Origin of the sequence: Acetobacter sp. DsW_54 (genome assembly GCF_002153575.1) — a bacterium.
GTDB classification, from domain to species: Bacteria; Pseudomonadota; Alphaproteobacteria; order Acetobacterales; family Acetobacteraceae; genus Acetobacter; species Acetobacter fabarum.
Map to the genome: position 1 here is coordinate 35,089 of NZ_JOPD01000014.1, position 26,209 is coordinate 61,297.

Annotated in this window: 23 protein-coding genes and 1 pseudogene; 14 read left to right on the plus strand and 10 right to left on the minus strand. The window is 58.4% G+C overall.

The window, feature by feature from the left end; translation table 11 throughout:
- Nucleotides 1-6 precede the first annotated feature (6 nt).
- The 14 genes and pseudogenes from HK20_RS07335 to HK20_RS13170 form a co-directional block, all read left to right on the plus strand.
- Nucleotides 7-417: a hypothetical protein gene (locus HK20_RS07335; protein ID WP_086646437.1), complete on the plus strand. Its 411-nt coding sequence runs from the start codon at nucleotides 7-9 to the stop codon at nucleotides 415-417.
- The gene (locus HK20_RS07340) at nucleotides 414-1,304 is read left to right on the plus strand and encodes a hydrogenase expression/formation protein (RefSeq protein WP_086646438.1); all 891 of its coding nucleotides are present in this window, start codon (nucleotides 414-416) and stop codon (nucleotides 1,302-1,304) included. The genes HK20_RS07335 and HK20_RS07340 overlap by 4 nt, the downstream gene beginning before the upstream one ends.
- A complete protein-coding gene (gene hybE / locus HK20_RS07345; protein WP_158093041.1) occupies nucleotides 1,301-2,143 on the plus strand; it encodes a [NiFe]-hydrogenase assembly chaperone HybE in 843 nt (280 codons plus the stop codon). The genes HK20_RS07340 and hybE overlap by 4 nt, the downstream gene beginning before the upstream one ends.
- A 2-nt stretch (nucleotides 2,144-2,145) precedes the next feature.
- Nucleotides 2,146-3,150, plus strand: a complete 1,005-nt coding sequence (locus HK20_RS07350) for a hypothetical protein (RefSeq protein ID WP_086646440.1) — start codon at nucleotides 2,146-2,148, stop codon at nucleotides 3,148-3,150.
- Complete coding sequence (gene hypA, locus HK20_RS07355) at nucleotides 3,143-3,484, plus strand: hydrogenase maturation nickel metallochaperone HypA (protein WP_086646441.1); 342 nt, start codon at nucleotides 3,143-3,145, stop codon at nucleotides 3,482-3,484. The genes HK20_RS07350 and hypA overlap by 8 nt, the downstream gene beginning before the upstream one ends.
- Nucleotides 3,484-4,410 carry a hydrogenase nickel incorporation protein HypB gene (gene hypB, locus HK20_RS07360; protein WP_086646442.1) on the plus strand — a complete coding sequence of 309 codons (927 nt, stop codon included), beginning with the start codon at nucleotides 3,484-3,486 and terminating at the stop codon, nucleotides 4,408-4,410. The genes hypA and hypB overlap by 1 nt, the downstream gene beginning before the upstream one ends.
- Before the next feature lie 7 nt (nucleotides 4,411-4,417).
- On the plus strand, nucleotides 4,418-5,905 hold the full coding sequence (locus tag HK20_RS07365) for a sigma-54 dependent transcriptional regulator (protein ID WP_086646443.1): 1,488 nt from the start codon (nucleotides 4,418-4,420) through the stop codon (nucleotides 5,903-5,905).
- Between the two features lies 1 nt (nucleotide 5,906).
- Nucleotides 5,907-6,188 carry a HypC/HybG/HupF family hydrogenase formation chaperone gene (locus HK20_RS07370; RefSeq protein WP_086646444.1) on the plus strand — a complete coding sequence of 94 codons (282 nt, stop codon included), beginning with the start codon at nucleotides 5,907-5,909 and terminating at the stop codon, nucleotides 6,186-6,188.
- Between the two features lie 3 nt (nucleotides 6,189-6,191).
- On the plus strand, nucleotides 6,192-7,313 hold the full coding sequence (hypD, locus tag HK20_RS07375) for a hydrogenase formation protein HypD (RefSeq protein ID WP_086646445.1): 1,122 nt from the start codon (nucleotides 6,192-6,194) through the stop codon (nucleotides 7,311-7,313).
- Nucleotides 7,313-8,368: a hydrogenase expression/formation protein HypE gene (hypE, locus tag HK20_RS07380; RefSeq protein ID WP_086646446.1), complete on the plus strand. Its 1,056-nt coding sequence runs from the start codon at nucleotides 7,313-7,315 to the stop codon at nucleotides 8,366-8,368. The genes hypD and hypE overlap by 1 nt, the downstream gene beginning before the upstream one ends.
- 1 nt (nucleotide 8,369) lies before the next feature.
- Nucleotides 8,370-9,395: a HoxN/HupN/NixA family nickel/cobalt transporter gene (locus tag HK20_RS07385; protein ID WP_198943897.1), complete on the plus strand. Its 1,026-nt coding sequence runs from the start codon at nucleotides 8,370-8,372 to the stop codon at nucleotides 9,393-9,395.
- A 9-nt stretch (nucleotides 9,396-9,404) separates the two neighbouring features.
- Complete coding sequence (rpoN, locus tag HK20_RS07390) at nucleotides 9,405-10,730, plus strand: RNA polymerase factor sigma-54 (protein WP_086646448.1); 1,326 nt, start codon at nucleotides 9,405-9,407, stop codon at nucleotides 10,728-10,730.
- Between the two features lie 480 nt (nucleotides 10,731-11,210).
- Complete coding sequence (locus tag HK20_RS07395) at nucleotides 11,211-11,732, plus strand: RidA family protein (RefSeq protein ID WP_086646449.1); 522 nt, start codon at nucleotides 11,211-11,213, stop codon at nucleotides 11,730-11,732.
- A gap of 50 nt (nucleotides 11,733-11,782) precedes the next feature.
- Nucleotides 11,783-11,920: pseudogene (locus tag HK20_RS13170) on the plus strand (IS5/IS1182 family transposase); the annotation flags it as partial.
- Between the two features lie 102 nt (nucleotides 11,921-12,022).
- On the opposite strand, the gene HK20_RS07400 reads toward HK20_RS13170, so the two are convergent.
- The 10 genes from HK20_RS07400 to HK20_RS07445 all read right to left on the minus strand — a co-directional run bounded on the left by HK20_RS07400 (nucleotide 12,023) and on the right by HK20_RS07445 (nucleotide 26,153).
- Nucleotides 12,023-12,313 carry a suppressor of fused domain protein gene (locus HK20_RS07400; RefSeq protein WP_086646450.1) on the minus strand — a complete coding sequence of 97 codons (291 nt, stop codon included), beginning with the start codon at nucleotides 12,311-12,313 and terminating at the stop codon, nucleotides 12,023-12,025.
- Nucleotides 12,307-12,600, minus strand: a complete 294-nt coding sequence (locus tag HK20_RS07405) for a hypothetical protein (RefSeq protein WP_143296468.1) — start codon at nucleotides 12,598-12,600, stop codon at nucleotides 12,307-12,309. Before HK20_RS07405 ends, HK20_RS07400 begins: the two co-directional genes overlap by 7 nt.
- 90 nt (nucleotides 12,601-12,690) lie before the next feature.
- On the minus strand, nucleotides 12,691-14,709 hold the full coding sequence (locus tag HK20_RS07410) for a transglycosylase domain-containing protein (protein ID WP_086646452.1): 2,019 nt from the start codon (nucleotides 14,707-14,709) through the stop codon (nucleotides 12,691-12,693).
- Nucleotides 14,706-17,492, minus strand: a complete 2,787-nt coding sequence (locus HK20_RS07415; protein ID WP_086646453.1) for an alpha-2-macroglobulin — start codon at nucleotides 17,490-17,492, stop codon at nucleotides 14,706-14,708. The genes HK20_RS07410 and HK20_RS07415 overlap by 4 nt, the downstream gene beginning before the upstream one ends.
- A gap of 125 nt (nucleotides 17,493-17,617) precedes the next feature.
- A complete protein-coding gene (locus HK20_RS07420; protein WP_086646454.1) occupies nucleotides 17,618-19,765 on the minus strand; it encodes an MG2 domain-containing protein in 2,148 nt (715 codons plus the stop codon).
- A 436-nt stretch (nucleotides 19,766-20,201) separates the two neighbouring features.
- Nucleotides 20,202-21,236 carry an ABC transporter ATP-binding protein gene (locus HK20_RS07425; RefSeq protein ID WP_086646455.1) on the minus strand — a complete coding sequence of 345 codons (1,035 nt, stop codon included), beginning with the start codon at nucleotides 21,234-21,236 and terminating at the stop codon, nucleotides 20,202-20,204.
- An 8-nt stretch (nucleotides 21,237-21,244) separates the two neighbouring features.
- Nucleotides 21,245-22,282, minus strand: a complete 1,038-nt coding sequence (locus tag HK20_RS07430; protein ID WP_086646456.1) for an ABC transporter ATP-binding protein — start codon at nucleotides 22,280-22,282, stop codon at nucleotides 21,245-21,247.
- Nucleotides 22,272-23,246 carry an ABC transporter permease gene (locus HK20_RS07435; protein WP_086646457.1) on the minus strand — a complete coding sequence of 325 codons (975 nt, stop codon included), beginning with the start codon at nucleotides 23,244-23,246 and terminating at the stop codon, nucleotides 22,272-22,274. The genes HK20_RS07430 and HK20_RS07435 overlap by 11 nt, the downstream gene beginning before the upstream one ends.
- Before the next feature lie 15 nt (nucleotides 23,247-23,261).
- Entirely contained in the window at nucleotides 23,262-24,269 is a 1,008-nt protein-coding gene (locus tag HK20_RS07440; protein ID WP_086646458.1) for an ABC transporter permease, read from the minus strand.
- Between the two features lie 69 nt (nucleotides 24,270-24,338).
- On the minus strand, nucleotides 24,339-26,153 hold the full coding sequence (locus HK20_RS07445; protein WP_086646459.1) for an ABC-F family ATP-binding cassette domain-containing protein: 1,815 nt from the start codon (nucleotides 26,151-26,153) through the stop codon (nucleotides 24,339-24,341).
- Nucleotides 26,154-26,209 lie beyond the last annotated feature (56 nt).

Sequence of the window (26,209 nt, forward strand, 5' to 3'; positions counted from 1 at the left end):
GTAAAAATGTCCGTTCTAGAACTTCCTCTGGTGCAGGGGTTAACAACCCGGCACGGTATGCCCGTTTTGCACACGCTGGAGCAGGCACAGGCAGGCTATGTGCTGCTGTTGCTACCCAGCCACGCCAGAATACATCTGGAAACCCCAGACCTTGCAGCCATTTTGCCGGACCTGTTGCAGTTGGGGGCGACCCATTTGCGGAGCGCGCAACCGATCAGTGGCGCTGTGGCAGATGCCGCGCTGGAGGCTGAACTGGTGCGGGATGAGGGCGATCTTTCCCTCCCCGCACTTGTGGTGCTGGAAAACGGGCAGGTCAAAGCCAGCGTTGCGCGCATGCGCGACTGGGATACCTATGTCAGCAGGTTTGGGGCACTTTTTGCTCCCTCCACAACAGCAGGCGGGGAGCCGGTGGTATGAGCGCATCTTTTATGTTCCCCCCCGTCGGGTTTGGTCCGGGTTCGCAGATCGGGCAGGAAGATGAGGAACTGAACTATCTGGCCATGCCATCGGGCGTTCATGTGTACGAACCCCATGTGCCCGAGATTGATGACCCGGCTACCATGGCGGCAACGCTTGCCTTTCTGGGCGACCTGCAAAAACAGGCACAGGCATGGCGGGAGGGAGATGCCCGCATGCTGCCTCGGCACAACCTGAGCCCGGCCGCTGGTGCTGCGGTAAATGATGCTCTGGGGGAGGGGGAAGTCTCCGCCAGGCTGGAAGACACCGCAGGGCTGGTAGAGGTGCAGGAAACGGTTTTTGCAGGCATATGGTCCCTGCGTGCCTATGGCGGTCCGCCGGGGCAGGATGTGCGTGAACAGGTGGAGGTCTCGGCTTTTCCCAAAGCACTTCTGGCGCGTGCGTTCCCGCTCAGGCGTGCCCGCCCCGATATGGCGGCGGGTGTGGCAGATGGGGTTGTAAACGCTCCCGCTATTTTGACCGAACTGTTTGACCGGAGCGAAAACTGGAAGCCTCAGAATAGCCCCCATGTTGTCAACCTGAGCCTGCTGCCCCATACGCCGGAGGATATGGCCCTGCTGGAAAGCAGTCTGGGCCGGGGGCGGCTGACCATTCTCTCACGCGGGTATGGCAACTGCCGGATAGAAGCAACAGCAACGCCCCATGTCTGGCGTGTGCGTTATTTCAACTCCATGGATACGCTTATTCTGGACACGATAGAAGTGTCTGCTGTGCCCGAAGTGGCCTGCGCTGCGGTGGAAGATATTGCAGATTCTGCCACCCGCCTGCGCGAAATATGCGCCGTGCTGCAAGAGGAAAGTGCCAGCCCGCAGGGAGGGCAGGCATGAGCAGCCTCACCCCACGGTTTGAGGGGTCTTATCTGGGGGATACCGCACGTCTGGCGGATGATGCGGTTATGGAATGCAAGATCTGCTGGAGTGTGTATGACCCCGCAGAAGGGTGCGAGGTATGGCAGGTGCCCCCGCATACACCGTTTTCCAGCCTGCCGGATTACTGGCGCTGCCCTACATGCGATGGCGCAAAAGAGCAGTTTATGGTGGTGTCGGCATCTCCCGTGCCGCCCGCGCCTGCGGGGGAGGTAGCCACCAGTAATGCCGCCCTTACGCAAGAGGAGCCCAAACACACGCCAGACCCGGCCAGCGGCTTTGCCCGTGCGCTGGAAGATGTGTTTGCAGATATTTATGCCAGCAAGATGCGGGGCCTGCCGTTTGTCAACGAAGTGCTTAACGTTAAGGCGGTAGGGTTCTGTTCGTTTGAAGGGCAGTTGGTCGGGGCATTGGTCACACCGTGGTTCATGAATCTGATCGTGCTCCCCGCTGCGGGTACGGATTGGTCTGGCGTGGTTTCGGGCCATAAAAAACTGCTGGAGTTCCCCTCCGGAGCCTACGAGTTTACTGCGGCCTTGCGTGATGGAGGGGAAGGCGCACTTCCGGGTTACTGGGCGTGTTCGCTGTTTTCACCCATGTTCAATTTTACCACCATGCTGCAAGCGGTTGATACGGCGCAGGCTGCCGTGCGCGGCTTGCTGGACCCTGCACTCCACCCGCAGCCCGGCACCGACCAAACCGCAGCCCCCGTTCCGCAGGCCGGGCAACCGGCAGAAACGCCGGATATGGGCCGCAGGAGCCTTCTGGGCGGTCAGTCAGCCAGAAGGGCGGGGAGCTAGGTATGATTGGCACAATTCTCCTGCGTGGCGGGCAGGCCGGGCAGCCCTGGCAGGTGCAGACACATAATGTGGTCGATGCCGGGCTTTTATGTGCTGGTTTGCCGCCGGAGCAGGCTCTGGCGTTAATCGGCCGGGTTTTTGGTCTGTGCCGGGTAGCCCATATGGCGGCAAGCGCACGGGCCATGGGGCTGGCCGGGCACGCAATGCCGGACCATGCCCGCATGCAGGATGAAATTTTGCAAGATCATGCCTTGGCCCTGCTGGTAACTCTTCCCGCCCAACTGAGCCTGCCCCCACAGCGCGAGAGCCTGTGCCGGGTTTTGCAGGACCGGCAGGCAGGACGCGCCATTGCAGGCGAGTTGACAGGCACAAACGTAAGTCTGGCACACATGAACGCTCAGGCGTTTGAAGCATGGCTTGCAACCGGGCAAACGGAAAACGGTGCTTTTCTGCCAAGGCTGCTCAATTGTTGCCGGAGTGCTCTGCAAGGTGTGGGGGCGGCGGTGGGCATGGCAGGGCTAACCCCACAGGCTGTGCAGGCCCGGCTTGCGCATGAGCGGGGGCAACCTGTTCCTGCCATGGCGTATGATGCCAGCATCTGGCCCGATTATGCACATTACCCCGTTATGCAGGCTCTGGCTGAAGCGGGAGAGGTCACGCCCTTTGCACGGCTGGTGGCCCGGTTGCTGGAGTTTCTGGCCTGTCTGGAAGGGCATGTGGGGGGCATGTTTGCGCGTGTGAACCCCTTTTTGGCCAGCTTGGGAGCCGGATTTGGGGTGGCCCGGGCCGCGCGTGGCATACTGGTCCATGCCGTGCAGGTGCGTAACGGACTGGTCACAGATTATCAGATCCTCTCACCCACGTTCTGGCATATGGCCGAAGGGGGGCTTTTCCGGCAGGCTATCTCCCGCCTGCGGCCCGGCTGCGCTAAGTTGTCGGTCGAGTGTGTTCTGGCCGCGCTTAACCCTTGCGTGCCTGTTACGGTGGAGGCAACGCACCATGCATGAAATGTCCTTATGTGAAAGCCTGCTGGGCGTGATTGAGGAGAGCGCACGGCAGGAGGGGTTTACAAAGGTCACATGCGTCAGGGTGGAAGTGGGGCGTTTTGCCGGGGTGGAACTGCCCGCCATGCGCTTTGGCTTTGAGGTTGTGGCGCGCGGCACAGTGGCCGAAGGCGCAAGGCTGGACTTTGTGGATGTGCCCGGTAGCGCATGGTGCTTTGACTGCGGGCAGACTGTGGTGCTCGAAAACCGTCTGGACCCATGCCCCCTATGTGGGGGTGTGCGCCTGCAACCTTCAGGCGGGACGGAAATAAGGCTGAAAGACATGGAGGTAATCTGATGTGTACAACATGTGGCTGTAGCGGCGATGGCGCAACGTTTGAAGGGGAGAACCACGCCCACCCCCACGGTGCGCACCACCACCATGACCATGCCCACCCGCATGAACATGAGCACGCTCACGATCACCCGCACCCGCATGACGGCGCGCATGACAACGGCAGTCTGGACTATGGCAGTGGTCCAGCCCGCTCGCATGCGCCGGGGCTGTCTCAGGCACGGATGGTGGAAATCGAGCGGAATATCCTTTCCAAAAACGATACCTATGCCGCCAGTAACCGTGCCCGTTTTGCACAGAATGGCAACCTCGCCCTTAACCTGCTGGCAGGCCCGGGGGCTGGCAAAACCACGTTGCTGGTTGAAACACTTAAAACGCTGGCAGGCACCATTGCGTGTTCGGTGATTGAGGGCGACCAGCAGACCAGCAATGATGCAGAGCGCATCCGGGCGACCGGCACACCTGCCATTCAGGTCAATACCGGCAAGGGCTGCCACCTGGATGCCCATATGGTGGGCCATGCGGCAGAACACCTTGGGATGAGCATGGGCGGTATTCTGTTTATCGAGAATGTAGGCAATCTGGTCTGCCCGGCGGCATTTGACCTTGGGGAAAAACGGCGCGTCACGCTGCTTTCCGTAACGGAGGGGGAGGATAAACCCCTTAAATACCCGGATATTTTTGAAAAAGCGGATATGGTCCTGCTGACCAAGACCGACCTGCTGCCGTATCTGGATGTCGATGTTGCAGCACTGGAAAGTAACGTAAAGCGCGTAGCGCCTGCTGCGCGTATCCTGCATGTTTCCACTCGCAACGGGCAGGGCATGCCCCAATGGCTGGACTGGCTGAAGGACGAGCGTCGCGCCTTGCTGGACGGGCTGGCCGCACAGGCGCAGGCCCGCGCGGACATGCTGCGCGCAGCGGAGTAAGCAAAAAGTGGTAGCACCTGCCTGCATTCTGGTTGTTGATGATGAACCGCGCTCCGTGGAGGTTATTGCTCGTATTCTGCGTGAAGACTTTGAGGTTCTGAGCGCAACCAGCGTGGAGCAGGCCCGCGCCTTGCTGGAAAATAACTGGGTCCATGCCATTTTTTGCGACCAGCGGATGCCGGGCATGAGTGGTGTGGAGTTTCTGGCAGAAGTGCGCGCCCGCTGGCCTGACATCGTGCGGATGATCGTAACCGGCTACACCGAACCGGACGACATGATAGACGCCATTAATCAGGCTGGTATCTACCAGTATATTACCAAGCCGTGGCACCCGGACCAGCTTTTGCTGGCCGCACGGAATGCCACACAGCTTTTTGCCATGCAGCGGGAATACGAGCGTCTTTCGCTCGAACTCAGGCTGGCGCCACCTGTGGTGGAAGGGCGTTTGCGCCAGCAGCGGGAGCGGGTGGCAGGCAGCTACCATTTTGACTCCATCATCCGCAGCCCAGCCAGCCCGATGTGCGATGTTTGCCGGCAGGCCGCCAAAACAGCGGTGTTCGACATTCCGGTGCTGATTGAAGGTGAAACCGGAACAGGCAAGGAGTTGCTGGCCCGGGCAGTACATTACGCCAGCCAGCGTAGTGCCGGGGCATTTGTTGCCGTCAACTGCGGGGCGATACCGGATGACCTGCTGGAATCCGAACTGTTCGGCCATCGTAAAGGCGCGTTTACCGGAGCACATGCAAATCGCCGGGGGCTTGTGGAAGAAGCTGACGGCGGCACGCTTTTTTTGGATGAGATTGGGGATATTTCTCCCGCGTTTCAGGTCAAGATCCTTCGTTTTTTGCAAGAAGGCGAGTTCCGCCCCCTTGGCACAAACGAGACAACGCGTGTGGATGTGCGTGTACTGGCCGCAACTCACCGGGACCTGCGGGCAGAGGTACGGGCAGGGCGGTTCCGGGAGGATCTGTATTTCCGCCTTACAGGCATGGTGCTGAGCATCCCCCCGCTTCGGAGCAGGCCTGCGGATATTCATGTTCTGGCACAGCACCTGCTGGACGCCGCCTGCGCACGGCACGGGCGGCATGTGCGCGGTTTTGCACCCGGCGTTATGGACGTGCTGGTGCGTTACGCTTGGCCCGGCAATGTGCGTGAACTGCAAAACGAAATCTTGCGCATGCTGGTGCTGGCGGAAAGTGACTGTCTGGGGCTGGACCTGCTTTCCCCCATGCTTATGGGGGTGGGGCCCGTTACGGTCACACCACAGGCAGCACTTGCCGCTGAACCAACTGTGCATGACAGCGGCACCTTGCAGGAACGCATGGACGCGCTGGAAGCCGATGTGCTGATGGAAACCATAGCCCGGTGTGGCTGGAACAAAAGCCTGACCGCGCGTGAACTGGGCCTCTCCCGCGTGGGGCTGCGGGCCAAGCTTGAGCGCTACGGTATTGTTCCCGATGCGGGAAAACAGAGTTTACAGAAGGGAAATTCCTGAAATGTGTCTTGGTATTCCCGGCCGCATAACGGCAATTGTGGATGAACAGGCCATGCTGGCCGAGGTGGACGTATCTGGCGTGCGCAGGCAGGTGGATGTGCTGTGTGTTGCAGAACCGGGCAAACCGCTGGCCGAGCTTGTGGGCACATGGGTGCTTGTGCATGTAGGTTTTGCCATGAGCCGGATAGACGAGGCAGAAGCGCAGGAAACCCTGAGGCTGCTCGCCAGCATGGATGAACTGGCAGGGGAGCTGGACACCATGCGTAACAGCGCGCGGGCCTGAGCCATGCAGTTTGTAAAGGAGTTCCGCAACCCGTATCTGGCTGAAGCACTTCTGGCGCAGATCAACCTTGTCGCCGAGCGTATCGGGCGTACCCGCAAGCGCCCTGTTACGGTGATGGAGGTGTGCGGCGGGCACACACATACGATTTTCCGTTATGGGCTGGACCGGCGGTTGCCTGCCAATATCGAGTTTGCCCATGGTCCGGGCTGCCCGGTGTGTGTTCTGCCCAAAGGGCGTATTGAAGATGCCATAGCCATTGCGCACAAGCCCGGTGTGATCCTGACCACATTTGGCGATGCCATGCGTGTGCCCGGTGGCAGTGGCAGCCTGTTACAGGCCCGCGCTGCGGGGGCCGATGTGCGTATGGTGTATTCCCCGCTGGATGCGCTGGCCTTGGCACGGGCCAACCCGGAGCGGCAGGTCGTGTTTTTTGCTTTGGGGTTTGAAACCACAGCGCCATCCACCGCCCTGACTGTTTTGCGAGCTGGTGCAGAAAAAATCAGCAATTTTTCTATTCTATGTCAGCATATCACTATTATTCCCACCTTGCGCGCACTGCTGGAACAACCCGACTTTGCTGTAGATGGGTTTATTGGCCCCGGCCATGTTTCCATGGTGATCGGCACGGAGCCTTATGCCTTTATTGCACAGGAGTTCAAACGTCCGTTGGTCGTGGCGGGCTTTGAGCCGCTGGATATCCTGCAATCCCTCCTGATGGTGCTCCTCCAGATTGAGGCGGGGGATGCCCGGGTGGAAAACCAGTACGCACGCGTGGTGGCCGCACAGGGGAACCCGGCTGCCATGGCCGCCATTGCGCGGGTTTATGAGGTCCGGGAAGCATGCGAATGGCGTGGCCTTGGCCAGATTGCAGGGTCCGGTCTGCAATTGCGGGCTGAGTGGAGCCGTTTTGATGCGGAAAAACGCTTTGCCGTGCTCCCCCACCATCTGGCGGACCAGGAGCAATGCCGTTGCGGGGATGTGCTGACAGGGCGGATCAAGCCCCCGCAATGTCAGGCGTTCGGGCGGGCCTGTTCGCCGGACCATCCATCCGGTGCGCTTATGGTTTCCTCCGAAGGGGCTTGCGCAGCGTATTACGAATATCATGGCGTAGGGGAGGCAGCATAATGCCCGGCACTCTAACTGGAGTTGGTGCAGATGGCCGCATTACGCTTGCACATGGTGGTGGCGGCAGCGCCATGCGCTCCTTAATTGATGAGGTTTTTCTGGCAGCCTTCACTCAAGGCCCTTCAGCAGTGCAGGAAGATCAGGCCCGGCTGGACCTGACCACACTGGCGCAGGCGGGGGACAGGCTGGCATTCACAACAGATGCTTTTGTGGTGGAACCACTGGAATTTCCCGGTGGGAATATTGGAACATTGGCCGTGTGCGGCACGGTTAACGATCTGGCTGTGGGTGGTGCTACCCCTGTTGCCCTGTCGGCGGCATTTGTGCTGGCAGAAGGGCTGGAACTTGCCCTGCTCCGCCGGGTGGTGGAGGCCATGGCTCGGAGTGCAGCGCAGGCTGGTGTGCGTATTGTTACGGGGGATACCAAGGTTGTGCCCCGCCATGCCTGCGACGGGCTGTTTGTAACCACAAGCGGGGTCGGGGTTATTCGGCCCGAACACACCATAAGCATTGCCGCAGGGCAGCCGGGGGATGTGGTGCTGGTCAATGGCACATTGGGGGACCATGGGGCCGCCATATTGTGCGCACGTGGAGATCTGGCCCTTCAGACACACCTGCAAAGTGATTGCGCACCCCTGAACACGCTGGTGGATACCCTTTTGCGTGCTGTCCCCGGTGTGCACTGCATGCGGGATGCCACGCGCGGTGGCGTTGCCGGGGTGCTGAGCGAACTGGCAGAGGCCAGCAACGTGCTGGTGACGGTGAATGAGGCCGCTTTACCAGTGCACCCCGAAGTGGAAGGGGTGTGTGAAATTCTGGGGCTGGACCCGTTGTTTCTGGCCAATGAGGGCAAACTGGTGGCCGTTGTTCCCGCATGCCATGCGGAGCACGCACTTGCCGCCATCCAAAGCCACCCGCTGGGGCGCAATGCTGCCATTATTGGCACGTTGCAAGCCAGTGCCAGCGGGCAGGGGGCTGTTCATGTTGTTAATGAGTTTGGTGGTGCACGGGTTTTAACCATGCCATCAGGCGAGCAATTGCCAAGGATTTGCTAATATGCGGCAAAACCCATCTGTTCCGGCTTTAAGTTCCTTTGGCATGGTGGCCCGCTCCATGCAGGGTTACAGGCTTCTGGCGGCTTTGCTGTTTTTTAACGTGCTGGCCTGGGTGGCGGCATGGTTCTGTTTTGGGGGGAATGCCACGCTCCTGGCATCCGCTTTGCTGGCATGGGTGTTTGGCCTGCGCCACGCCATGGATGCGGACCATATTGTGGCCATCGACCTTGTTACCCGCAAGCTTATGGTGGCCGGGCGCTCTCCTCTGGGGGTGGGGCTGTTCTTTTCTCTGGGGCATTCCTCGGTTGTGTGTCTTGCCGTGCTCTTTCTGGCAGTATTGCCGACGCATGACTGGCTGGAGCGCTGGCACCTTGTGGGGGGGAGTGTTGGCTCGGCGGTTTCCATCTCCTTTCTGTTCCTTATGGCGGCGTACAATGTGTATGCGGCCTGGCGGCAATGGCATGCGTTGCGGCACAACAGCGATATGCCCGATACACCCCCGGGTGGAGTGATGGCACGCCTGTTTGGCCCGGCTTTTCGGCTTATCGGGCGGTCGTGGCAGATGTATCCGCTGGGCTTCCTGTTTGGTCTGGGGTTTGATACGGCAACCGAGGTCGGCCTGTTGGGTTTGGCTGCGGCCCAGAGCGCGCAGGGGCTGGGGCTTGTGGGTATTCTTATGTTCCCGTTGCTGTTTACCGCAGGCATGTCTGCCATAGACACGCTGGATGCGGTGCTGATGATGCGCGCCTATGGCTGGAGCGCACATACGCGTACCCGCCGCCAGATTTATAATCTGGCCATTACCAGCATATCCGCACTGGCGGCCGTTGGGGTTGGGGCTACGGAATATGTGGCCGGGCTGGGGGAAGATGGTGCCGCAGGGTCTGCCCTTGCGGAGCATTTCCCACTTTTGGGCAGCGTTATTCTGGCAGTATTTCTGGCGTTATGGGCTGGCGTTTTTCTGTGGGATAAAGCGGCACTCCGGCGGGCGGAGGGCATGGCTCCCGTGCCACATACCAGGAGCTGAGTCTGCGCCATGCGCACGGTTCTGGAGCAAAAGGTCCGCCACAAACAGGGTGTTGCGGTAACACCCAGAATGCGCGAGGCGCTCCGGCTGTTGCGTCTGCCGCAAGCGGATATGGATGCTTATATCGCCCAGCAGGTGGAGCAGAACCCTTTTTTAGAACTGCCAGACTGGGAGTGTGATCGGGGCGCGGGCCGTCCCGACCTGTCTGGTGCGGCCTCTACCCAGGATGCGGCCGAGCGGCTGGCCTCGGCTGATGTATCGGTTGAGGAGCAGATGCTCCGCCAGATCGCACTTTCCGTCAGGCCCGTATGGCTTTGCCGTTTGGCGGCGCTGCTGCTGGAAGAAGTAGATGAATATGGCCGCTTATCCTCCACCGTGCTGGATACATTCTGCCAGAGCCGTGGCGTTGTGCGGGCCTGCGCGGAAGAGGCCCGGCAATACCTGCTCAGGCTGGAGCCGGTGGGGGTTGGGGCTTTTTCTGTTGCCGAATGTTTTGCCGTACAGCTTGATGATGAAGGGCTGTTAAACGAAGCATTTACCAGATTGCTGGCTAACCTTAACCGTCTGGTCAAAGGGGACCGGGCCGGGTTGGCAACGCTCTGTGGCGTGAGTGCGCAGGAACTGGAGCAGATGCTCCTGACCCTGCAACGTCTGGAACCATACCCTTATTGCAGGCAGGCTATGGAACCAGCCCTGCTGCGCCGTGCCGAACTGCGCGTTGAACAGGACGAACAGGGCATATGGCATGTGTTTGCGTATGCAGACCCGGCACAGGGCCTGACGTTGAATACGCAATTGCGGAGCCAGCTTTCCACGCGCATGAGCGTGCGTGAAAAAGAGCAGGTCAAGGACTGGATGACCAATGCACGCTGGCTTTTGAATGTTGTTGCCAAAAGGCGCAAAAGCCTTGTTCTGCTAGGGCAGAAAATTCTGGCCCGTCAGCCCGATTTTTTAAACCGGGGTGTAGAGGCATTGCATCCGCTTACCATGTTCCAGATCGCACAGGACATGCAGGTGCATGAAAGTACGGTCAGCCGGCTTGTGGCGGACAAATACATGTCCACACCAGATGGGGTTCTGCCGTTACGCTTCTTTTTTACAGCCGGGGTGGGCCGCCACGGGCAGGCCCCGCCACGGGCCGCGGCTGCTGCCAGAGCCTGCCTGCGCAGGGTTGTGCGGGAAGAAAAACCAGATAACCCTCTTTCTGACAGCGCTCTGGTCGAAGTTCTGGAGCAGCAGGGGGTCAGTGTATCACGGCGCACTGTTGTCAAATATCGCCAGCTTATGGGAATACGCTCATCCTTTGCCCGCAAAGGGCATGCTGCCACAGTATAAACGCATATTGCATTGCGAAACGTCGTTCATTCAACGCGACCGTGATCGCCAACCATCGCCTATAGAACCGGACCTGTGCAAAAGCACGATTTACTGTTTGTAGCGAACAGGCAGTGCTCTTATGCCAAAGATGCAGAAATACTCGGATTTTGTATTTGTTATTAATCCGGAATGGGTTACGCAAAGTGGTGTTACAGCCTTTGCGGTGGAGCAGGGGAGATGCCTCTTACGTTGGATGCTTGCATGAAGGGGCGGGAGCACGCATTCCCACATTTGTAAATGACCATATACCTGCAAGCAGTATCCTGAATAGTTAAGGTGGTATGCCGTGGTTTTCGGGCTTGCTGAATGACCGAAAGGTGGCTGATGTAGTGGCGTATATTCGCACTCATTCTGGCAATAACTACAAATACGTCCTTAACCCTGCAGATATTGCGTTTATGTGCCAAAACCTGACACAAGCGGTGGAGTAATAAGTCCATGCGTATCTTCAAAGTGCTTGTTGCTACCACCCTGTTTGCGTCAACGGCTTTTGTTGCAATGGGTGACATAGTCCCCGTGTGGGCGCAAGGCGGCGTTGTCCGGCATAATGAGGCCGCATACCCCATTGCCTCAGCCATTGAGGTGCCAGCAGGATACTCAACTGTTTATGTCAGTGGTATTGGTGCGCCCATAACAAATCTTGCTGCCCCTGCCAAAAGTGTGGAAGCCTATGGTTCCATGGCAACCCAGACGGAAGAAAGCCTGAAGCGGATTAAGGATATTCTTAAAGATATGGGGCTAGGTATGGGGGATGTGGTGCAGATGCATGTTTTTATGGTTGCAGATGCGCAGACCAAAAAAATGGACTTTGAAGGCATGATGCAAGGCTACACAAAATTTTTTGGCACCAGAGAGCAGCCTAACCTGCCGGTCAGGTCGGCTTTTGGGGTGGCGCAACTGTCCAGACCCGGTTGGTTGGTAGAAATTGACGTTGTGGCAGTCAAACCACCATATCATTAACGTCAGGACTTATTCATTTATTGAACTGAGCGAAGGGGTGCACAGGCTTACATGCCTTTGCGGATCAGCAATCACGAACGGGGCTGTTCGTCTGAACCGTAGGCATCGTGCGAGCCATCATGAGGATTGGACTGGCCAATATCATCCACAACATGCGTGGTTTTCTCTTTATGGAGCGGATTAACTAAAACAGGTCCATGAATCTTCTTCGTCAACCGGCTACTCCCAAGATCAGGTAGAAAAGTTTTCAATTCACGTTTCTTCAGTACCTCCGAGCCAATAATTCCATATTATTTCCGGAATGGATTATGTAAATCAGTGTTATTGTCATCCCAATAATCTTCTAAATATTCCCACCCGTTATTTTCAATAATATCTTTATCTGAATTTGTTATTGGAACAACCCAAATGGCCAAAATTCCAATTTTTTCCATATTAATCTCAAACTCTTCACTTCTATATGCTGGTAATGTAAAATATATCCCACATGTATTATCATTCGGCCATATATGATCTTCTTGATCTGGAAATAAAATGAAATTTCCTCTTTTTGGAAAAGGTATATGCTTCTCTATTAGCATTGAACATAATAGTCCATCATGGATGCCGCATTTTCTGACGCCAATTCGCCATCAAACTCCATAAACCATTCAGATTTTTTGTTATTGAAAATAGTTAAATTACTCAAACCTAGAGTGCTTATGAATTGGATATCGTGTTTTATGTAATCAACTATCTGAACTTTATTGTTCACAGAATTTTTCATAGATCTTCTAATTTCGCCAAATTCTTTTTCCAAAGAAAATGGGAGTTTGCGTTTTGAGAAATTTTTCATTGTTTCTCGCTTCTGCGATTGTAGTTCTGGCATTTAATGCATGTTCTATTCTGATAATTATCAATTATATATTGTCGTTCAAGATTATAACCAAATAAATTGACGCTGCATGAGGGTTCCATTCTACCGTATACGAATATCAATAGTCGCATGGGCGTTTTGCGCATCTGCAAGAGTGATATGGGCAAAGCCGGGAGCATCGGGCGTCCAGGATGGTTGCGCACCTGGCGACACATCCAGCGGAATGCCATTGATATACCAATGATAAGGCGGATGGCCGCCGGAGCCTTCCAACCCAACAGGAAGCATCGTGCCTTCGGAAGAACTGCTTTCAATTTCGGAGTGATTACGCGGGAAGATGATCTGTGGTGCCTGCCGTTGTTGCAAGCTGCGCAGAGCAGGTGACAGGACTGCAACTGCACGGTGAGGTTGGGCACTGGCTGACGAGGCTGATGTATGCGGGGGGGAAGAAAGCAGAGAGAGGAGTGCTGCTAGCACTGGCCCTGCCGTATCCCGCCCGGTTAGCCCGGGAGAGGCTGTGCCGTCCGGGCGTCCGGCCCAGACACCGATTGTTGCCTGCGGGGTAGAGGCCATCGCCCATCCGTCACGATTGCCGTAGGATGTGCCTGTCTTGAAGGCAACGCCCTCCCATGAAGCGACACCAGCCGGTGGAGCGGTGCTCCGCAGGATTGTACGAATGTCGGCATTTGCTCTGCTGGGCAGCAGGATTGTCTCGGGTGCAGGGGCTGCCGATTTCAGGTTTGTCGGTTCACGGCGTAGGGGGGCAACGTGACCATTATGGTCGAGTGCCGCATACAGCATTGTCAGGTCATGGAGTGAGATGCCTGCTCCCCCAAGAACGATCGCAAGGCTTGGTGCGCTTTGTGTGCCATCCGGGTTTTCTGGCAGTCGCAACCGTACACCGCAGGCGGAAAGGCGGTCCATGAACCGGGAGGGGCCAACCCGCTCCAGTGCCTGAATGGCAGGCACATTGAGTGAAAGCTGAAGGGCTTCACTCACGGTGGTTTCCCCCCGGAAAGTGTGGTCAAAATCCTTGGGGGCATAGCCGCCAATGGCAAGTCGGCTATCGCGCACATGTGTGTGCGGCGTCATCCAGCCGTTTTCGAATGCCATGCCATAGACAAACGGCTTGAGTGTGGAGCCGGGGGAGCGGGGTACCAAAACAGCATCTATCGCATTGCCCGGAGCTTTATGTTCGCCCCCCCCGACCCATGCCACAATCTGCCGTTCATGGTCGACAATCAGGGCTGCAAAGGTTCCACGTAGTGACGCAGGGTGGCTGGCAAGCACCTGCCGTGCGTTGCGCTGGAGCCTTGCATCCAGCGTTGTCACCACCACGCCGCTGCGCCCTGCGCTGAGAAAATGGCCAGCGAGTTCAGGGGCGTCATGCGGTACGCCGCGTGTATCTGGTGTTGGCCATGCAACAGGCTGTAATCGAGTGGCGCGTTGCAGTGTGCGGTGCGCAGCGTTCAGCAGAGCATCAGGGTGGCGGTCCGGGCGTAGTGCGTCGGGTCGCCGGGGTAAAGTTACAAGAAACGCGGCTTCGGTAGGCGTTAGGTGGCGGGGCTCATGGCCGAAATAAAGCAGGGATGCGGCACGGATGCCTTCGATATTCGTGCCTTCAGGCGCCAGCGCAAGGTAAAGGTTCAACACACCCCGGCGGCCGAAGCGCCATTCAAGCTGGAGGGCGCGCAGAATATCGCGCAGCTTGCCACCCCATGTATGACGGTGCGGGGTAAGGAGGCGGCTTGTCTGCATGGCCAGCGTGGAACCACCCGAGACAATATGACCGCGCCGGGCCAGTTGCCAGATGGCACGTGCGAGGGCCTGCGGATCAACCCCCGGATGGCTTTCAAAGCGGTGGTCTTCCGTTACCATCAGAAGTTTTATGTAGGTCGGGTCAACATCCTGGCTTTCAATCGGCAGACGCCAGAAGCCATCGCGGCTTGTATGGCCGTCAAGCAGCGTATGGTCGCGGGCTTGAACCAGAAGGGCTGCCTGCTCGGCCCGATGTAGGTCTGGTGGATTAAAACGGTCGGCCACCAGCAGACCAGCCGGAATGAGGCTGGTAAGCAGCAGGCCGAGCGTACAGTTTCTGGCAAGGTGAAGGGGGGCCTTCAATGCGCGGTGATCTCGACAGTCCCTGATGCCGTGCGCGCCATCAGGCTCGGAAAACTCCGTGCGCTGACCATCGCTTCAGGCAGAGTAAAGCGGCCCGGCGTAATGGCGCGGACGATGTAAGCGACATGGAAGCTCCGCATCGCAAGGCTAGGAGACTGCGTTGTGAAGCTTACCGAAGCGTTGAACCGATCATCCAGCGCGGCAGCATGTTCGGTGTTACTGAGCGTGCCCAGAAAAGCATAAGGGGGCTTTGTGCTGTCGTTTTCAGCGTCATCCCCGTCATGGTCGTCAGATACGGCTTCATCAGGAGACACAATGCTCTCGATCTCCCATCCGGCAGGTAGCAGGCTGGTGAGGCCTACCAGATAATGACCAGGGTGGAGGGCAGTGCCTTTGAGGCTGACGATAAACCGGTCATTCTGTTGCATGTGGGTCAGGTCAAATGGCTGGCCGGTCAGGGTAAAGCCCTGCATGGTCAGTGTCAGCCCGTTGGTGAGAGGTTTGACTGCCCCGGCTGGTTCGCCCTGCACGGTCAGAGTGCTGAACAGCATCTTCCTGCCGGTATTTTCAACCTGAAGGCCTTTCCCGAGTGCGGCGGACTCAAACGGATAGGTAAGCGGCAGGCGCAGCGGTGTGGAGTTAGGGCGCCCCTGCACACGCACGCTCCGCCCGTCAGTATCCTTGTTCAGGGCGCTGGCGGCTTCGAGTAGCGCCGTTCTGGTTGCGGTTGTCAGCATATCCGGCGACAGAGAGAGCTTGCCAAACCGCCCGATGAGCAGGTGGGTGCGCCGGTCGTCATGCGCTTCGGCGGTCAGGGCAGCAAGCCCGGCCAGATCGCGCACGTAGGTCCAGTATCGGTAATCCCACAGATCCGGCTTTCCAGTGCGGGGCGGCCCGAGTGCCGCGATGGCTGCGTCCAGCAGTGCTTCTGGCGATGTTGTGCTCTTGTCCTCCGGTGCATCGTCCATTGCGAGTGCGACAGCGAGATGCCCAAGGGCCAGAGGATTGGCCTGTGCATTGGAGCCTGCCGTGTCAGCCCAGACATAGCTGACACGGGTAGCATCCTGCCGCGCAACGAGCGAGGCCGCGAGAGTATGGAGCGCATCTGGGTGGAGGCGACCAGCACGGGCCAGCACGTATGCCGCGTAAGCGCGAGTATTCAGCCGTTCTGCCTGCCTTTCACTGTCATGATCATCATCATCGACGTCTTGAGACTGGAGCTGCTCGCTTTCAATATGGTCGAGCAGCAGGCCGAGCCGGTCCTCTGGCACGGTGTAGCCAGCGGCTTTGGCCCGGATCAGGAAATCGGCAAGATAGTCCAGATCATCGGGAAGGCTGAGGCCATCTGAGCGGTCCCACTGGCCAACCTCACCTGACGGGTTCTGGCGATCAAAAAGCGTATTGATGGCTGACTGGATGGATTTACCCGAAGTGTTGCTGTGGTCGCGTGTCTCGGGGTGGGGCGGGTTGCCTTGTTGCAGCAGCGCACGGGCCTGAGCTGCCAGCGTATCAGAATCCCCCCAGACGCTGGATTGCAGGGATTCTTGCAACCCGACTGTATCAAGGCCGTCCGATGCGGAGATGTTCAGGGTTATCCGAGCGTCTGCCGGGTTGAAGCCCGCCAGTTCCGTGCGGTCCCACGTTTTGTGGCTGCCCGGTGGGAGTGGCGCAGTCCGGCTGACGGTCAGCGGAACATGCGCCAGCCGGATGCCGATGGGCCAGCTTCGCGTCAGCAGGGCTTTTGATGAGCCGGATCGGCGCAATGTAAGATGGACATGCGCAATGGCAGTACGGCCCGGTAGGGTGGGGGTGGCGGCCAGCGCAACGCGTAGGTCAGCGCGCTCACCGGGTTTGACAGGAGCGCTGAGTGTGCCGGAGCCGAGAACACGGAGTGGCCCATCTGTGGTGACCTGCACCTCGTAAGGTGCGGATGGCGCATCAACATTGATGATGGAGACCTGTGCCTGCGCCGTATCCCCCGGGGCGAGGAACCGTGGCAACCCCAAGTCGGGGAAAACCGGGTCCCGCGCTGTGATGTCTGCCTGCGCGTTGCCAACGGCATCTTTGCTCCAGGCGGAGGCCATCAGGTGAAGCTGGCCGTCAAAATCCGGAACATCGAATGAGAGCGTGCCGTGCCCGGTGCTGTCGAGTGCGACCGGACCATCGAACAGCGCAACGCTTTCCGTTGTTCGCACGGGTGGGCCGTCTGCGCTGCTGCCGTTTGAGGCCGCATCCCCCCCAGAGCGGATCTGGCCGTTTTTCGCATCACTCAGCAGAAGAGACCCGTAGTTGTCCAGCATGTCCAGCCCAAGGCGGGGGCGACCGTAAAGGGCATCAAACAGGTTGAGCGGCGTGAAATGCGTGAGGTTGAGAATACCCTGATCGACCGCGGACACCGCAACCTGCACCTGCCCCACTGGCAGACCCTGACTGGCCTGCACTGTTACGGGAATGGTGATGCGCTGGCGCGGCGTGACCGTGCGGGGCGCATCAAGCGTTACGTTCAGCCGATGCGTGTCCTGATTAACACCAATCCACGTGACACCAACCGCCCGCACAGGGTCATGCGGGCGCAGGCCGGAGGGGCTGTTGAGGGGGCGGTAGAGTGTGACCAGTGCATAAGCACCGGAATGCCAGTCCGGTGTGGCGGTTACGGGCACGTCCAGCCCTTCTTTCGGTACGTCCACAAAACGTGTGTTCAGCACACGGTCTGTTGCAAGCGTTATCTGGGCCTGCCCGGCAAAACCGCCACCAATGTGGATGACCGTACTACCGCCTGACATGATATGGCTATCGCGCACGCTGAGCGGCAGATGGTCCGGTGTGCTGGCATCACCGCTACCACCCCAACCGACCTGAAAGCGGAGCGAACTGCCTGTTACGCCGTCACTTTCGCTCGGGACGGCACTCAGGCGGTATTCGCCCCAGTCCAGCGTGGGGGTATCCGCGCTGTGCCTTTGGCATCTGTTGCAATATCGCCCGAGCGCATGGGCACGTCCACGGTGTGGCTGCTGAAGGTCCAGCCATTGTCGGGTGTGTGGGACCAGTTATAGATCCGGTTGACGCGTGACAGGGTCCAGTGAATTTTGCTGATGGCAACTGGACTGTTATCCGGCGCAAAACTTGCAAGATCAACGGGGATAACAGTACTGCCCATGCTGGCGGAAGCATCTGCCGCGACATGGAGGCCGATGAGCGGCGCGGTGCGGCGGACGGGAATTGTAAAGTGCTCACCCACGCGCCGCCCCATGGGGTCCAGAAAACCGGCTCGTATATCAAGCGCGAGTGGTCGGGTAAGGCCCGGAGGAATATCCGGCGTGAAGGTTAACTGCGTATGGCCTTCATGGTCCGTTGGATCTGCGCTGATGTCGCCGCTGGCTGATGGTGTCTCCTCGTTCTCAAACCCGAAAGCCCAGCCTGTAAGGCCAGGGATCGGATCGGTTACGGGAACAAGCTTGTAGGAACTGTCACTTTTAAGGCCCGCACCGGGTGCGCCGTAGAGAAAACGTGCCGAGGCATCAATCTCAACAGTCTGTCCGGCGATTGCGGAGGCGGGGGGCTTAAAACTGGCTTCGATACTGGGTGGCACGAAATCCTGAACGCTGAAACGGGCCGAACCGATAGCGGGCAGGGAAGGGTCGAGCAGAATATCGGCCCGCCACAAACCCGTGGGTGCGCTGGCGCTCAGGGGCAGGGTGGTGGCGTAGCCGCCCTCTGCCGCACCTGTAAGCGGAATGCGCCGTTCTTCCATCAGATCGGGACGGTACAGAACAAGGACCGGGTGCGTGTCTGCAATAGCTTGTCCTGCGCGGTCACGCAGAAGAGTGAGGAGATGCACGCTCTCTCCGGGACGATAGATCCCGCGGTCAGGCTGCACGAGCGCGCGACTGCTCCCCTGAAAAGGGCTGACTGCGCCTTCAAGGTGCTGTTCTGAAAAATCGAACCATTGCCGGTCAAGATGCAGAAAGCCGAAATCCTCTCCCTTGCTGGCTAGCAGGACCGAGGAGCGGTCTGCCATGGTGCCACGGAGCAGGGGGGCATCAAAATGCCCAAGGCCACTCGCATCCGTTTTGACTGTCGCCAGAGTGCCGCCATCACGCGCTCGCAGTGTTAGCGTAACATCAGGAGTAGGCTGTCCGCTCATCAGGGAGCGGGCACTGACTGTCAGCCCGTCTTCACCCCGCAGCATGGTCAGGCCAAGATCGCTCAGATTAACCCAGCGGGCAGAAATAGGCTTGCCTTGCAGCGGATCGGCGTTGGTGTTCCCACGTTTAAGAGCGGTTTCCACTGGGCTTTTTTCGGGCGGCGTTGCGGCGTCTTCCACCGTCACCAGATAAAGTCCGTTCTGTCCTGCACCAATTGTCTCTGCCAGCGGGAATCCAGTTGTCACAGACCGATCTGGGGCATGATCAATAGCCATGCTGCCATGCCAGATTTCACGCATGGTCGTGTCCAGCAGGTTCTGGAATGTATAAGGGTCAAAACTGGTCTGGTTCAGATCCGGGAGTGTGCTGTCGATATGATCTGTGCCGGGAAATTGCTGATATGCAGCGACCCGAAAGACGTGGAGACGAACAGTGGAAACGTTAACAGTTTCGATCGCGAGGGCAGGCGTACGCCCGGTCGTGCGTCCGGGTAGAATAAAGCCATCTCCTGTCAGCCCGACATGCGCATCACGACGCCCAAAACGGGCGCTGAGCGTGAGAGGGGCGGCGAGATTCTGACCATCGGCTGAAGTAAAATCCGGGTCGACTGTTATTGTGTACCCCTGCCCGAAGGCAAGCTTGCCAAGGCAGAATGTGTCGTTCTCAACACGGGGTGTGAAGGCGCTTTTTGGTGAGAGATGGACCGAACGGGCCAGTGTTGATGTTTTTTGTGCGTTCAGGTTCTGATTGAAGTGCAGACAGATTTCAGGGTGTTCACCTGTTGCATCAAGAGAGGTGCGCTGGAACGCGAAAGGCGAGGACTCAGCAGAGGCCGCCTGACTGCACGGCGCGAGGTACAGAGCCGGAAGGGCAACAAGGCTCAGGGAAGAAAGCAGGAGGCGTCGAGACAATATCTTGAACCCTGAACAGTTTTTGCTGGATTACGCGATGCTTTAACAGTCCCGGGATTGGTGGGGACCTAATTTTACAAGTTACGCGGCCATGAGAATTTGGTCCATAGTGACATAAAAATGTTACTCGGCCTCAGGCTGGCGTGATGCGGCCGGCAGGTTCAAGGATACGGCAGTTGTTGAGCCAGTCTACCCATGCGGGCTGCGTATTCGAGGGCCTCAAACTATCTCGCTCAGAATACGATGCTTGCAGCGGGACAGGTGGCCGAGAAAAAGGCGCAGGGGCAGCATGCGTAGTAAGGTGACAATATGCCTCAGCCCTTGATCCAGCCGAAATATGATTTTGATGCAATTACCCCAGCATGGCGCTGGCTTGACCGGTAGTTATGCAAGAACTCAGGGGGTTTCTACTCCGTCGGGCACGGCGGGGTACTATTTATGCGTTCGTATTCTTTAACACAGGGTAGTGGCAGGCAACCGCGTGGTTGGGCGCAATTGGCGTTAAGGTCGGGGCTTCGTTCTGGCAGCGGGTTTGCACAGCCGGGCAACGGGTATGGAAGCGACAGCCTGAAGGCTTGTTAACAGGGCTTGGGATTTCTCCACGCAAAGGAGCATGCCTTGGTGCCCCCACAACCGGGCGGGGCACGGCTTGCGTCAGGGCTATGGTGTAGGGGTGGGCCGGGTTGTGCAGAACGGTATCTGTCTCCCCCAGTTCTACAATTACGCCAAGATACATGACCGCAACACGGGTGGATATCTGCCGGACCACAGCAAGGTCATGGGCAATAAAAACATAGGTCAGGCCTAGGCTTTTTTGTAAATCTGCAAACAGGTTGACAATCTGGGCCTGAATCGAAACATCCAGAGCCGAAACAGGTTCGTCCGCTACCACAAGGCGGGGGGAGAGCACCAGAGCGCGGGCAATATTAATGCGCTGGCGCTGCCCACCTGAAAATTCGTGTGGGTAGCGTTCCAGCGCCGCACGGGGCAGGCTGACCAGCTCCATAAGTTCTTCCAGCCTATGCGCTATGGCCATGGGTGTATGTTTGCGCCCATCCGGTGTGCGGTGAACCCGCAGGGGTTCTGCCAGCAGGTCCCCGATCCGCCTGCGGGGGTTAAGGGATGCGTATGAGTCCTGAAAGACCATCTGCATCTGCTGGCGCAGGGGGCGCAAAATACGCTCGGGCAGGCGCGTTATATCCTGACCATCAAAAATAATCTGGCCGGCAGACACATCATTAAGCCGCAGCAGGCAGCGCCCTAATGTGGACTTGCCGCAACCGGATTCCCCTACAAGACCGAGCACCTCGCCGGGCATAACGGTAAAGGAGACGCCATCTACCGCCCGGAGTGTTTGCCCGTGTTTGAGGCTGTAGGTCTTGTAAACATCCCTTACCGCCAGCAAAGGCTGCGTTGCACCTGAAGATGAGCGAGGGGGAGCCGCCTGCACGGTGGAGGAAGGGAACTGCATGGGGCTTCTCACAGAACAGGCGTTGCGCTGGTGTAGGCGCGCTTGGGGAGGGGGTTTCCTTCCCCCGGCAACACACAGGCCACTTTATGCGCCGGGCCAACCGTGCAAAACGCAGGGGGTGGTGCAGGCAGGCAGGAGGCATGGGTGTACGTGCAGCGCGGTGCAAAGGCGCAGCCTGCCGGGCGCTCCAGAGGTTGGGGGGGCGTGCCGGGAATGGCTGGCAGCCTGTCCGGGCGCGGGCCGTTCATGGGTGGGATGGAGGCTAAAAGAGCTGCTGTGTAGGGGTGCTGAGGGTGAGCAAACAGGTCTTGGGTAGCACCTGTTTCCGCCGCCCGGCCGGAATACAGGACTAATGTGCTATCGCATGTTTCGGCCACCACACCCATATCGTGCGTAATCAGCAGGACAGAGGAACCATAGGTGGTACGGAGCCTGCGCATGAGGTCCAGAATCTGGGCCTGTACGGTTACGTCCAGTGCTGTAGTGGGTTCATCCGCGATCAGCAGGGACGGATTGCAGGAGAGCGCCATGGCGATCATGGCGCGCTGGCGCAGGCCGCCAGAGAGTTGATGCGGGTATCTGTTGGCGGTATTGGCGGGGTCTGGCACCCCCATTTCCCCCAGTAGTTCTACCGTGCGGGTGCGGGCCTGCTTGCGGGAGAGGTTGTGGTGGGCACGCAACTGCTCATCAATCTGCCAGCCAATGGTGTAAACGGGGGTAAAGGCGGTCATCGGGTCCTGGAAAATCATGGCAATTTCCCGGCCACGCAGAGCACGCATCTGTTTGCCTGACAGGCCAAGCAGGTCCTGCCCCTTAAAGCGGGCGGAGCCGCTCACATGCACGCCGGGCGCATCAATCAGCCCCATAAGAGCCATGGCTGTAACAGATTTGCCTGACCCGGATTCCCCCACCAGCCCCAGTATTTCCTGCTCACCAATGCTGAAGGACAGGTTCTCCACAATAGGGATGACCTGCCCGCGTGAGGTAAAGCTCACGCACAGATCGTGCACATCCAGCAACGGGGGGGAGAGCGTGTTAGTGGGCATCGCGCACCCTTGGGTCAAGGAGAAGATAGGCCGCATCCACCAGAGCATTGGCCAGCACCACAAATACGGCCGAATACATGACCGTGGCCATGATCAGGGGCAGATCAAGGCTGTTGAGTGCCTGATAGGTCAGGCGGCCCACGCCGGGCAGGCCAAAAACAACCTCTGTCAGCAATGCGCCCCCACCAACAAGCTGTGCAAAGTCCATGCCAAAGAGCGAAACAAAGGTTATAAGCGCTGTGCGCAGGCCATGGCGGAGCAGGATGCGGGCAGGGGATAACCCTTTGGCACGGGCCGTGCGTATGAAGTCCTCCCCCATAATCGCGACCAGATCAGCCCGTAAAATCCGGCTGTAAATGCCAACAAACATGACTGCCAGCACACACCACGGAATAACCAGCGCCAAAAACCAGCCGCATGGACTTTGGGTAAAAGGCACATACCCCAGCCCCGGCACCCAGGAAAACAGCCATGTATCGTGGTAACGGTTCTGGGTGATCAGGTTAACAACCTGCCCAAGCCAGAAAACGGGAATGGAAATACCAACCAGCCCGGCCATCATGAGTGTGCGGTCAATCCATGACCCTTTGCACGCAGCGGCAACAACTCCCATGCCAATGGACAGCACCACCCAAATAACAGCGGCTCCGCTTACCAGCGAGAGGGTTACAGGGGCCGCCCGCATGATTTCGGGCACAACCAGTTCACCACGGTTGGCGTAGCTTGCCAGATCACGGGTGATGAACAGTTTTTTCATCATAATGGCGTATTGCACGGGTAACGGGCGGTCAAAGCCGTATTCCTTACGGACTTTTTCCATGGTCTGGGGGGCGGCATTGCGCCCTGCAATACGGGCCGTGGGGTCTGCTCCGGGGGTTGCAAAAAAAACGGCAAACACCAGCGCGGAAATGCCGAACAGAACAAAAACCGTCTGACCCAGACGGCGCAGGAGGGGCATGATCATGGTCTGTCCTTCCTCCTATTCCCGCCGGGAAGCATCGCGCACATCCAGCGCATCACGCAGGCCATCGCCCAGAATGTTCAGGGCAAGCACTACGGCCACAATGGCCAGACCGGGGGCAATGGCCACCATGGGGCGGGTGTAAATCAACCCCTCACCATCCAGAATGATAGTCCCCCAAGAAGCCGCAGGGGCCTGCACACCAATGGAGAGGAAAGACAGGGCACTTTCCGCCAGCAGCGCCATGGCCATAAGCAGTGGCCCCATAACCACAAGCGTTGTGCTGACATTGGGCAGAATGTCGCGCAGTACAATACGCCAGCGGGGTACGCCAAGGCATTTGGCCGCGGTCACAAACTCGGCCTGACGCAGCGCAATAACGCGCCCGCGCACCGGGCGTGCGGCATAGGGTACATACACCAGTGCAATAATCACAATGGGAATAAGCAGGTTATCGGCTTCTATAACAAAAGGGCCGATCCGCAGGCCCGAAGTGATTGTGACAATGGAGAGCGATATGGCGAACAGGTAAACAGGTACGGCCCACATAATATCCATCAACCGGGACAGGATCATATCTGTTACCCCGCCAAAAAAACCGGCGGCAATCCCAACAGTTCCGGCCATAACAAGGCAGAGTATCGCAGCACTGAAGGAAATAAGCAGGGAGTTCCGCCCCCCATAGAGCAGTCGGGCCATAATGTCGCGTCCCTGACTATCTGCCCCTAACAGGTATGCAGTGTGCCCGGTGGGGCCAATGGGGCTAAGCCCCAGATGCAGCGGGTTGTCGTTGGGCTGCATGATGTCTGTTTCCTGCCCGTTGAGCATAATGGTGCCTGCAACATTGGATACAAACGGGTCAGTATGGGCAATGTGACGGGCATAAAACGGCGCACACAGGCTTGCCACCACAATAAAGGCAAGAACCGCAACCGAGGCAAGTGCCGCGCGGTTGCGCAGCAATGACCGCAGCGCGCTGGCCCATGGGCCAGCAGAAGGTCTGTGCGTGTTAGATGGCTTTGTCATCGTGCCTGCATTTATCAGGTCCTCAAGGGGTAAAGTCACCTTGCGGCGTTATGCGGGGAGCGGTCAGGGTCAGCCCTGCTCCGTCAGTAATGCTTCACGCTTCATTTCCAGTTCAAGCCACTGTTCTTCACATTCAGCCAGTCTGGCCTCAATTTTCTGTAGCTCGGTGGAGTGCCGGTCAAACGCTTTTGGGTCTTTGCTATACAGGTCGGGGTCCGCCATGCTGGTGCGGTGTGTCTGGGCTTTGGCTTCCAGTTTCTCCATTTCCAGCGGCAGGTTGTCCAGCGCATACTGGTCTTTGTAGCTGAGTTTACGGGTGGCTTGCCGGGCAGCCTGCTCGCGCGGTTTTGCTGGTTCGGAAGTGGGGACAACGGGGGCTGTTTCCAGCGGTTGCAGGGTCCGCTGTACCAGCATGTCACTGTAGCCACCGGCATATTCCACCCATGCGCCTCCGCCTTCGGCCACCAGCACGGATGTGGCAATACGGTCCAGAAAATCACGGTCATGGCTGACCAGCAGAACCGTGCCGGGGTAGGTGCTGAGCATATCTTGCAGGATATCCAGCGTTTCCAGGTCCAGATCGTTGGTTGGTTCGTCCAGAACCAGCAGGTTGGATGGCTTGGCCAGTGCGCAGGCCAGCATCAGGCGGCCTCGTTCCCCGCCAGACAGGGCGCTAACAGGGGTGCGCGCCTGCTCGGGGCGGAACAGGAAGTCCTTCATGTAGCCAATAACATGGCGCTTTTCATCCCCGATCTGCACCATGTCCCCCCCGCCATCAGTCAGGGTTTCGGCCAGAGTACGTTCGGGGTTAAGGGAGCGGCGTTGCTGGTCCAGTGTGACCATGCTCAGGGATGGGCCAAGGTTAATGGTGCCACTATCTGGCTGGTCACCCCCGGTTAGCAGGCGCAGCAGGGTGGTTTTGCCCGCGCCATTGGCCCCCACAACACCCAACCTGTCCCCGCGCAGGACGCGCAGGTTCAGGTTCTGGATTACGCATTTGTCCCCCCACGCCTTGTTCACGTCCTCCGCCACAGCCACAAGGCGGCTGGAGGTAGAGGCGGACTGGGCATTGAGAGTAACCGTGCCCGGAGCGCGCACCGCATCGCGCCGGGCTGTGCGCAGGGCGGCCAGCTCGCGCACACGGCGCACATTGCGTTTGCGGCGGGCTGTTACGCCGTAGCGCATCCAGTCTTCTTCCCGCGCAATCTGGCGGTCCAGCTTGTGGGCGTCGCGCTCTTCCTGTTCCAGCACGTCTTCGCGCCAGGATTCAAAGCGGTCAAACCCTTCATCCAGCCTGCGGGTTATGCCCCGGTCCAGCCAGACCACGGAGCGAGAAAGGGTGGAGAGTAGCCGCCGGTCATGGCTGATCATGATCATGGCCGAACCAAGGCTGAGCAGTTCGCGCTCCAGCCATTCAATGGTTGGCATGTCCAGATGGTTGGTTGGTTCATCAAGCAGCAGCACATCAGGGGCTGCGGCCAGCACACCGGCAATGGCGCAACGCCGGACCTCCCCGCCTGAAAGATGCGCTGTGCTTTCCGTTCCGCTCAGGCCAAGGGCATCCAGCATGGGGCCGGTACGCCATTCCATGTTGGGGTCTGCAATCTGGGCGGCAACATAGTCGGCTGTTGTTGCGTATGCGCTCAGGTCTGGTTCTTGGGGGAGGTAACGTAAGGAAGCACCGGGCTGAAGAAAAACGCTGCCACCATCTGGCTGAATAAGACCCGCGGCGATTTTGAGCAAAGTGGATTTGCCCGACCCGTTCCGCCCGACCAGACAGACACGCTCGCCCTTGCCAACGGCAAACCCGGCGCCATCAAGGAGCGGTTTGCCACCAAGGGTTAGGGTAATATCCTGCAAATGAAGTAGGGGGGGTAGCGCCATAACAGATTGCCAGCCGTTCCAGAATAAGGTCGATCAAGGTTTCTGGCAGCTTTTTA

Bases quoted from the DNA above. Each gene is read 5' to 3' on its own strand.
- HK20_RS07335 (WP_086646437.1), top strand. From the start codon at position 7: ATGTCCGTTCTAGAACTTCCTCTGGTGCAGGGGTTAACAACCCGGCAC.
- HK20_RS07340 (WP_086646438.1), top strand. From the start codon at position 414: ATGAGCGCATCTTTTATGTTCCCCCCCGTCGGGTTTGGTCCGGGTTCG.
- hybE (WP_158093041.1), top strand. From the start codon at position 1,301: ATGAGCAGCCTCACCCCACGGTTTGAGGGGTCTTATCTGGGGGATACC.
- HK20_RS07350 (WP_086646440.1), top strand. From the start codon at position 2,146: ATGATTGGCACAATTCTCCTGCGTGGCGGGCAGGCCGGGCAGCCCTGG.
- hypA (WP_086646441.1), top strand. From the start codon at position 3,143: ATGCATGAAATGTCCTTATGTGAAAGCCTGCTGGGCGTGATTGAGGAG.
- hypB (WP_086646442.1), top strand. From the start codon at position 3,484: ATGTGTACAACATGTGGCTGTAGCGGCGATGGCGCAACGTTTGAAGGG.
- HK20_RS07370 (WP_086646444.1), top strand. From the start codon at position 5,907: ATGTGTCTTGGTATTCCCGGCCGCATAACGGCAATTGTGGATGAACAG.
- hypD (WP_086646445.1), top strand. From the start codon at position 6,192: ATGCAGTTTGTAAAGGAGTTCCGCAACCCGTATCTGGCTGAAGCACTT.
- hypE (WP_086646446.1), top strand. From the start codon at position 7,313: ATGCCCGGCACTCTAACTGGAGTTGGTGCAGATGGCCGCATTACGCTT.
- HK20_RS07385 (WP_198943897.1), top strand. From the start codon at position 8,370: ATGCGGCAAAACCCATCTGTTCCGGCTTTAAGTTCCTTTGGCATGGTG.
- rpoN (WP_086646448.1), top strand. From the start codon at position 9,405: ATGCGCACGGTTCTGGAGCAAAAGGTCCGCCACAAACAGGGTGTTGCG.
- HK20_RS07395 (WP_086646449.1), top strand. From the start codon at position 11,211: ATGCGTATCTTCAAAGTGCTTGTTGCTACCACCCTGTTTGCGTCAACG.
- HK20_RS07400 (WP_086646450.1), bottom strand. From the start codon at position 12,313: ATGCTAATAGAGAAGCATATACCTTTTCCAAAAAGAGGAAATTTCATT.
- HK20_RS07405 (WP_143296468.1), bottom strand. From the start codon at position 12,600: ATGCCAGAACTACAATCGCAGAAGCGAGAAACAATGAAAAATTTCTCA.
- HK20_RS07415 (WP_086646453.1), bottom strand. From the start codon at position 17,492: ATGTCAGGCGGTAGTACGGTCATCCACATTGGTGGCGGTTTTGCCGGG.
- HK20_RS07425 (WP_086646455.1), bottom strand. From the start codon at position 21,236: ATGCAGTTCCCTTCCTCCACCGTGCAGGCGGCTCCCCCTCGCTCATCT.
- HK20_RS07430 (WP_086646456.1), bottom strand. From the start codon at position 22,282: ATGCCCACTAACACGCTCTCCCCCCCGTTGCTGGATGTGCACGATCTG.
- HK20_RS07435 (WP_086646457.1), bottom strand. From the start codon at position 23,246: ATGATCATGCCCCTCCTGCGCCGTCTGGGTCAGACGGTTTTTGTTCTG.
- HK20_RS07440 (WP_086646458.1), bottom strand. From the start codon at position 24,269: ATGACAAAGCCATCTAACACGCACAGACCTTCTGCTGGCCCATGGGCC.
- HK20_RS07445 (WP_086646459.1), bottom strand. From the start codon at position 26,153: ATGGCGCTACCCCCCCTACTTCATTTGCAGGATATTACCCTAACCCTT.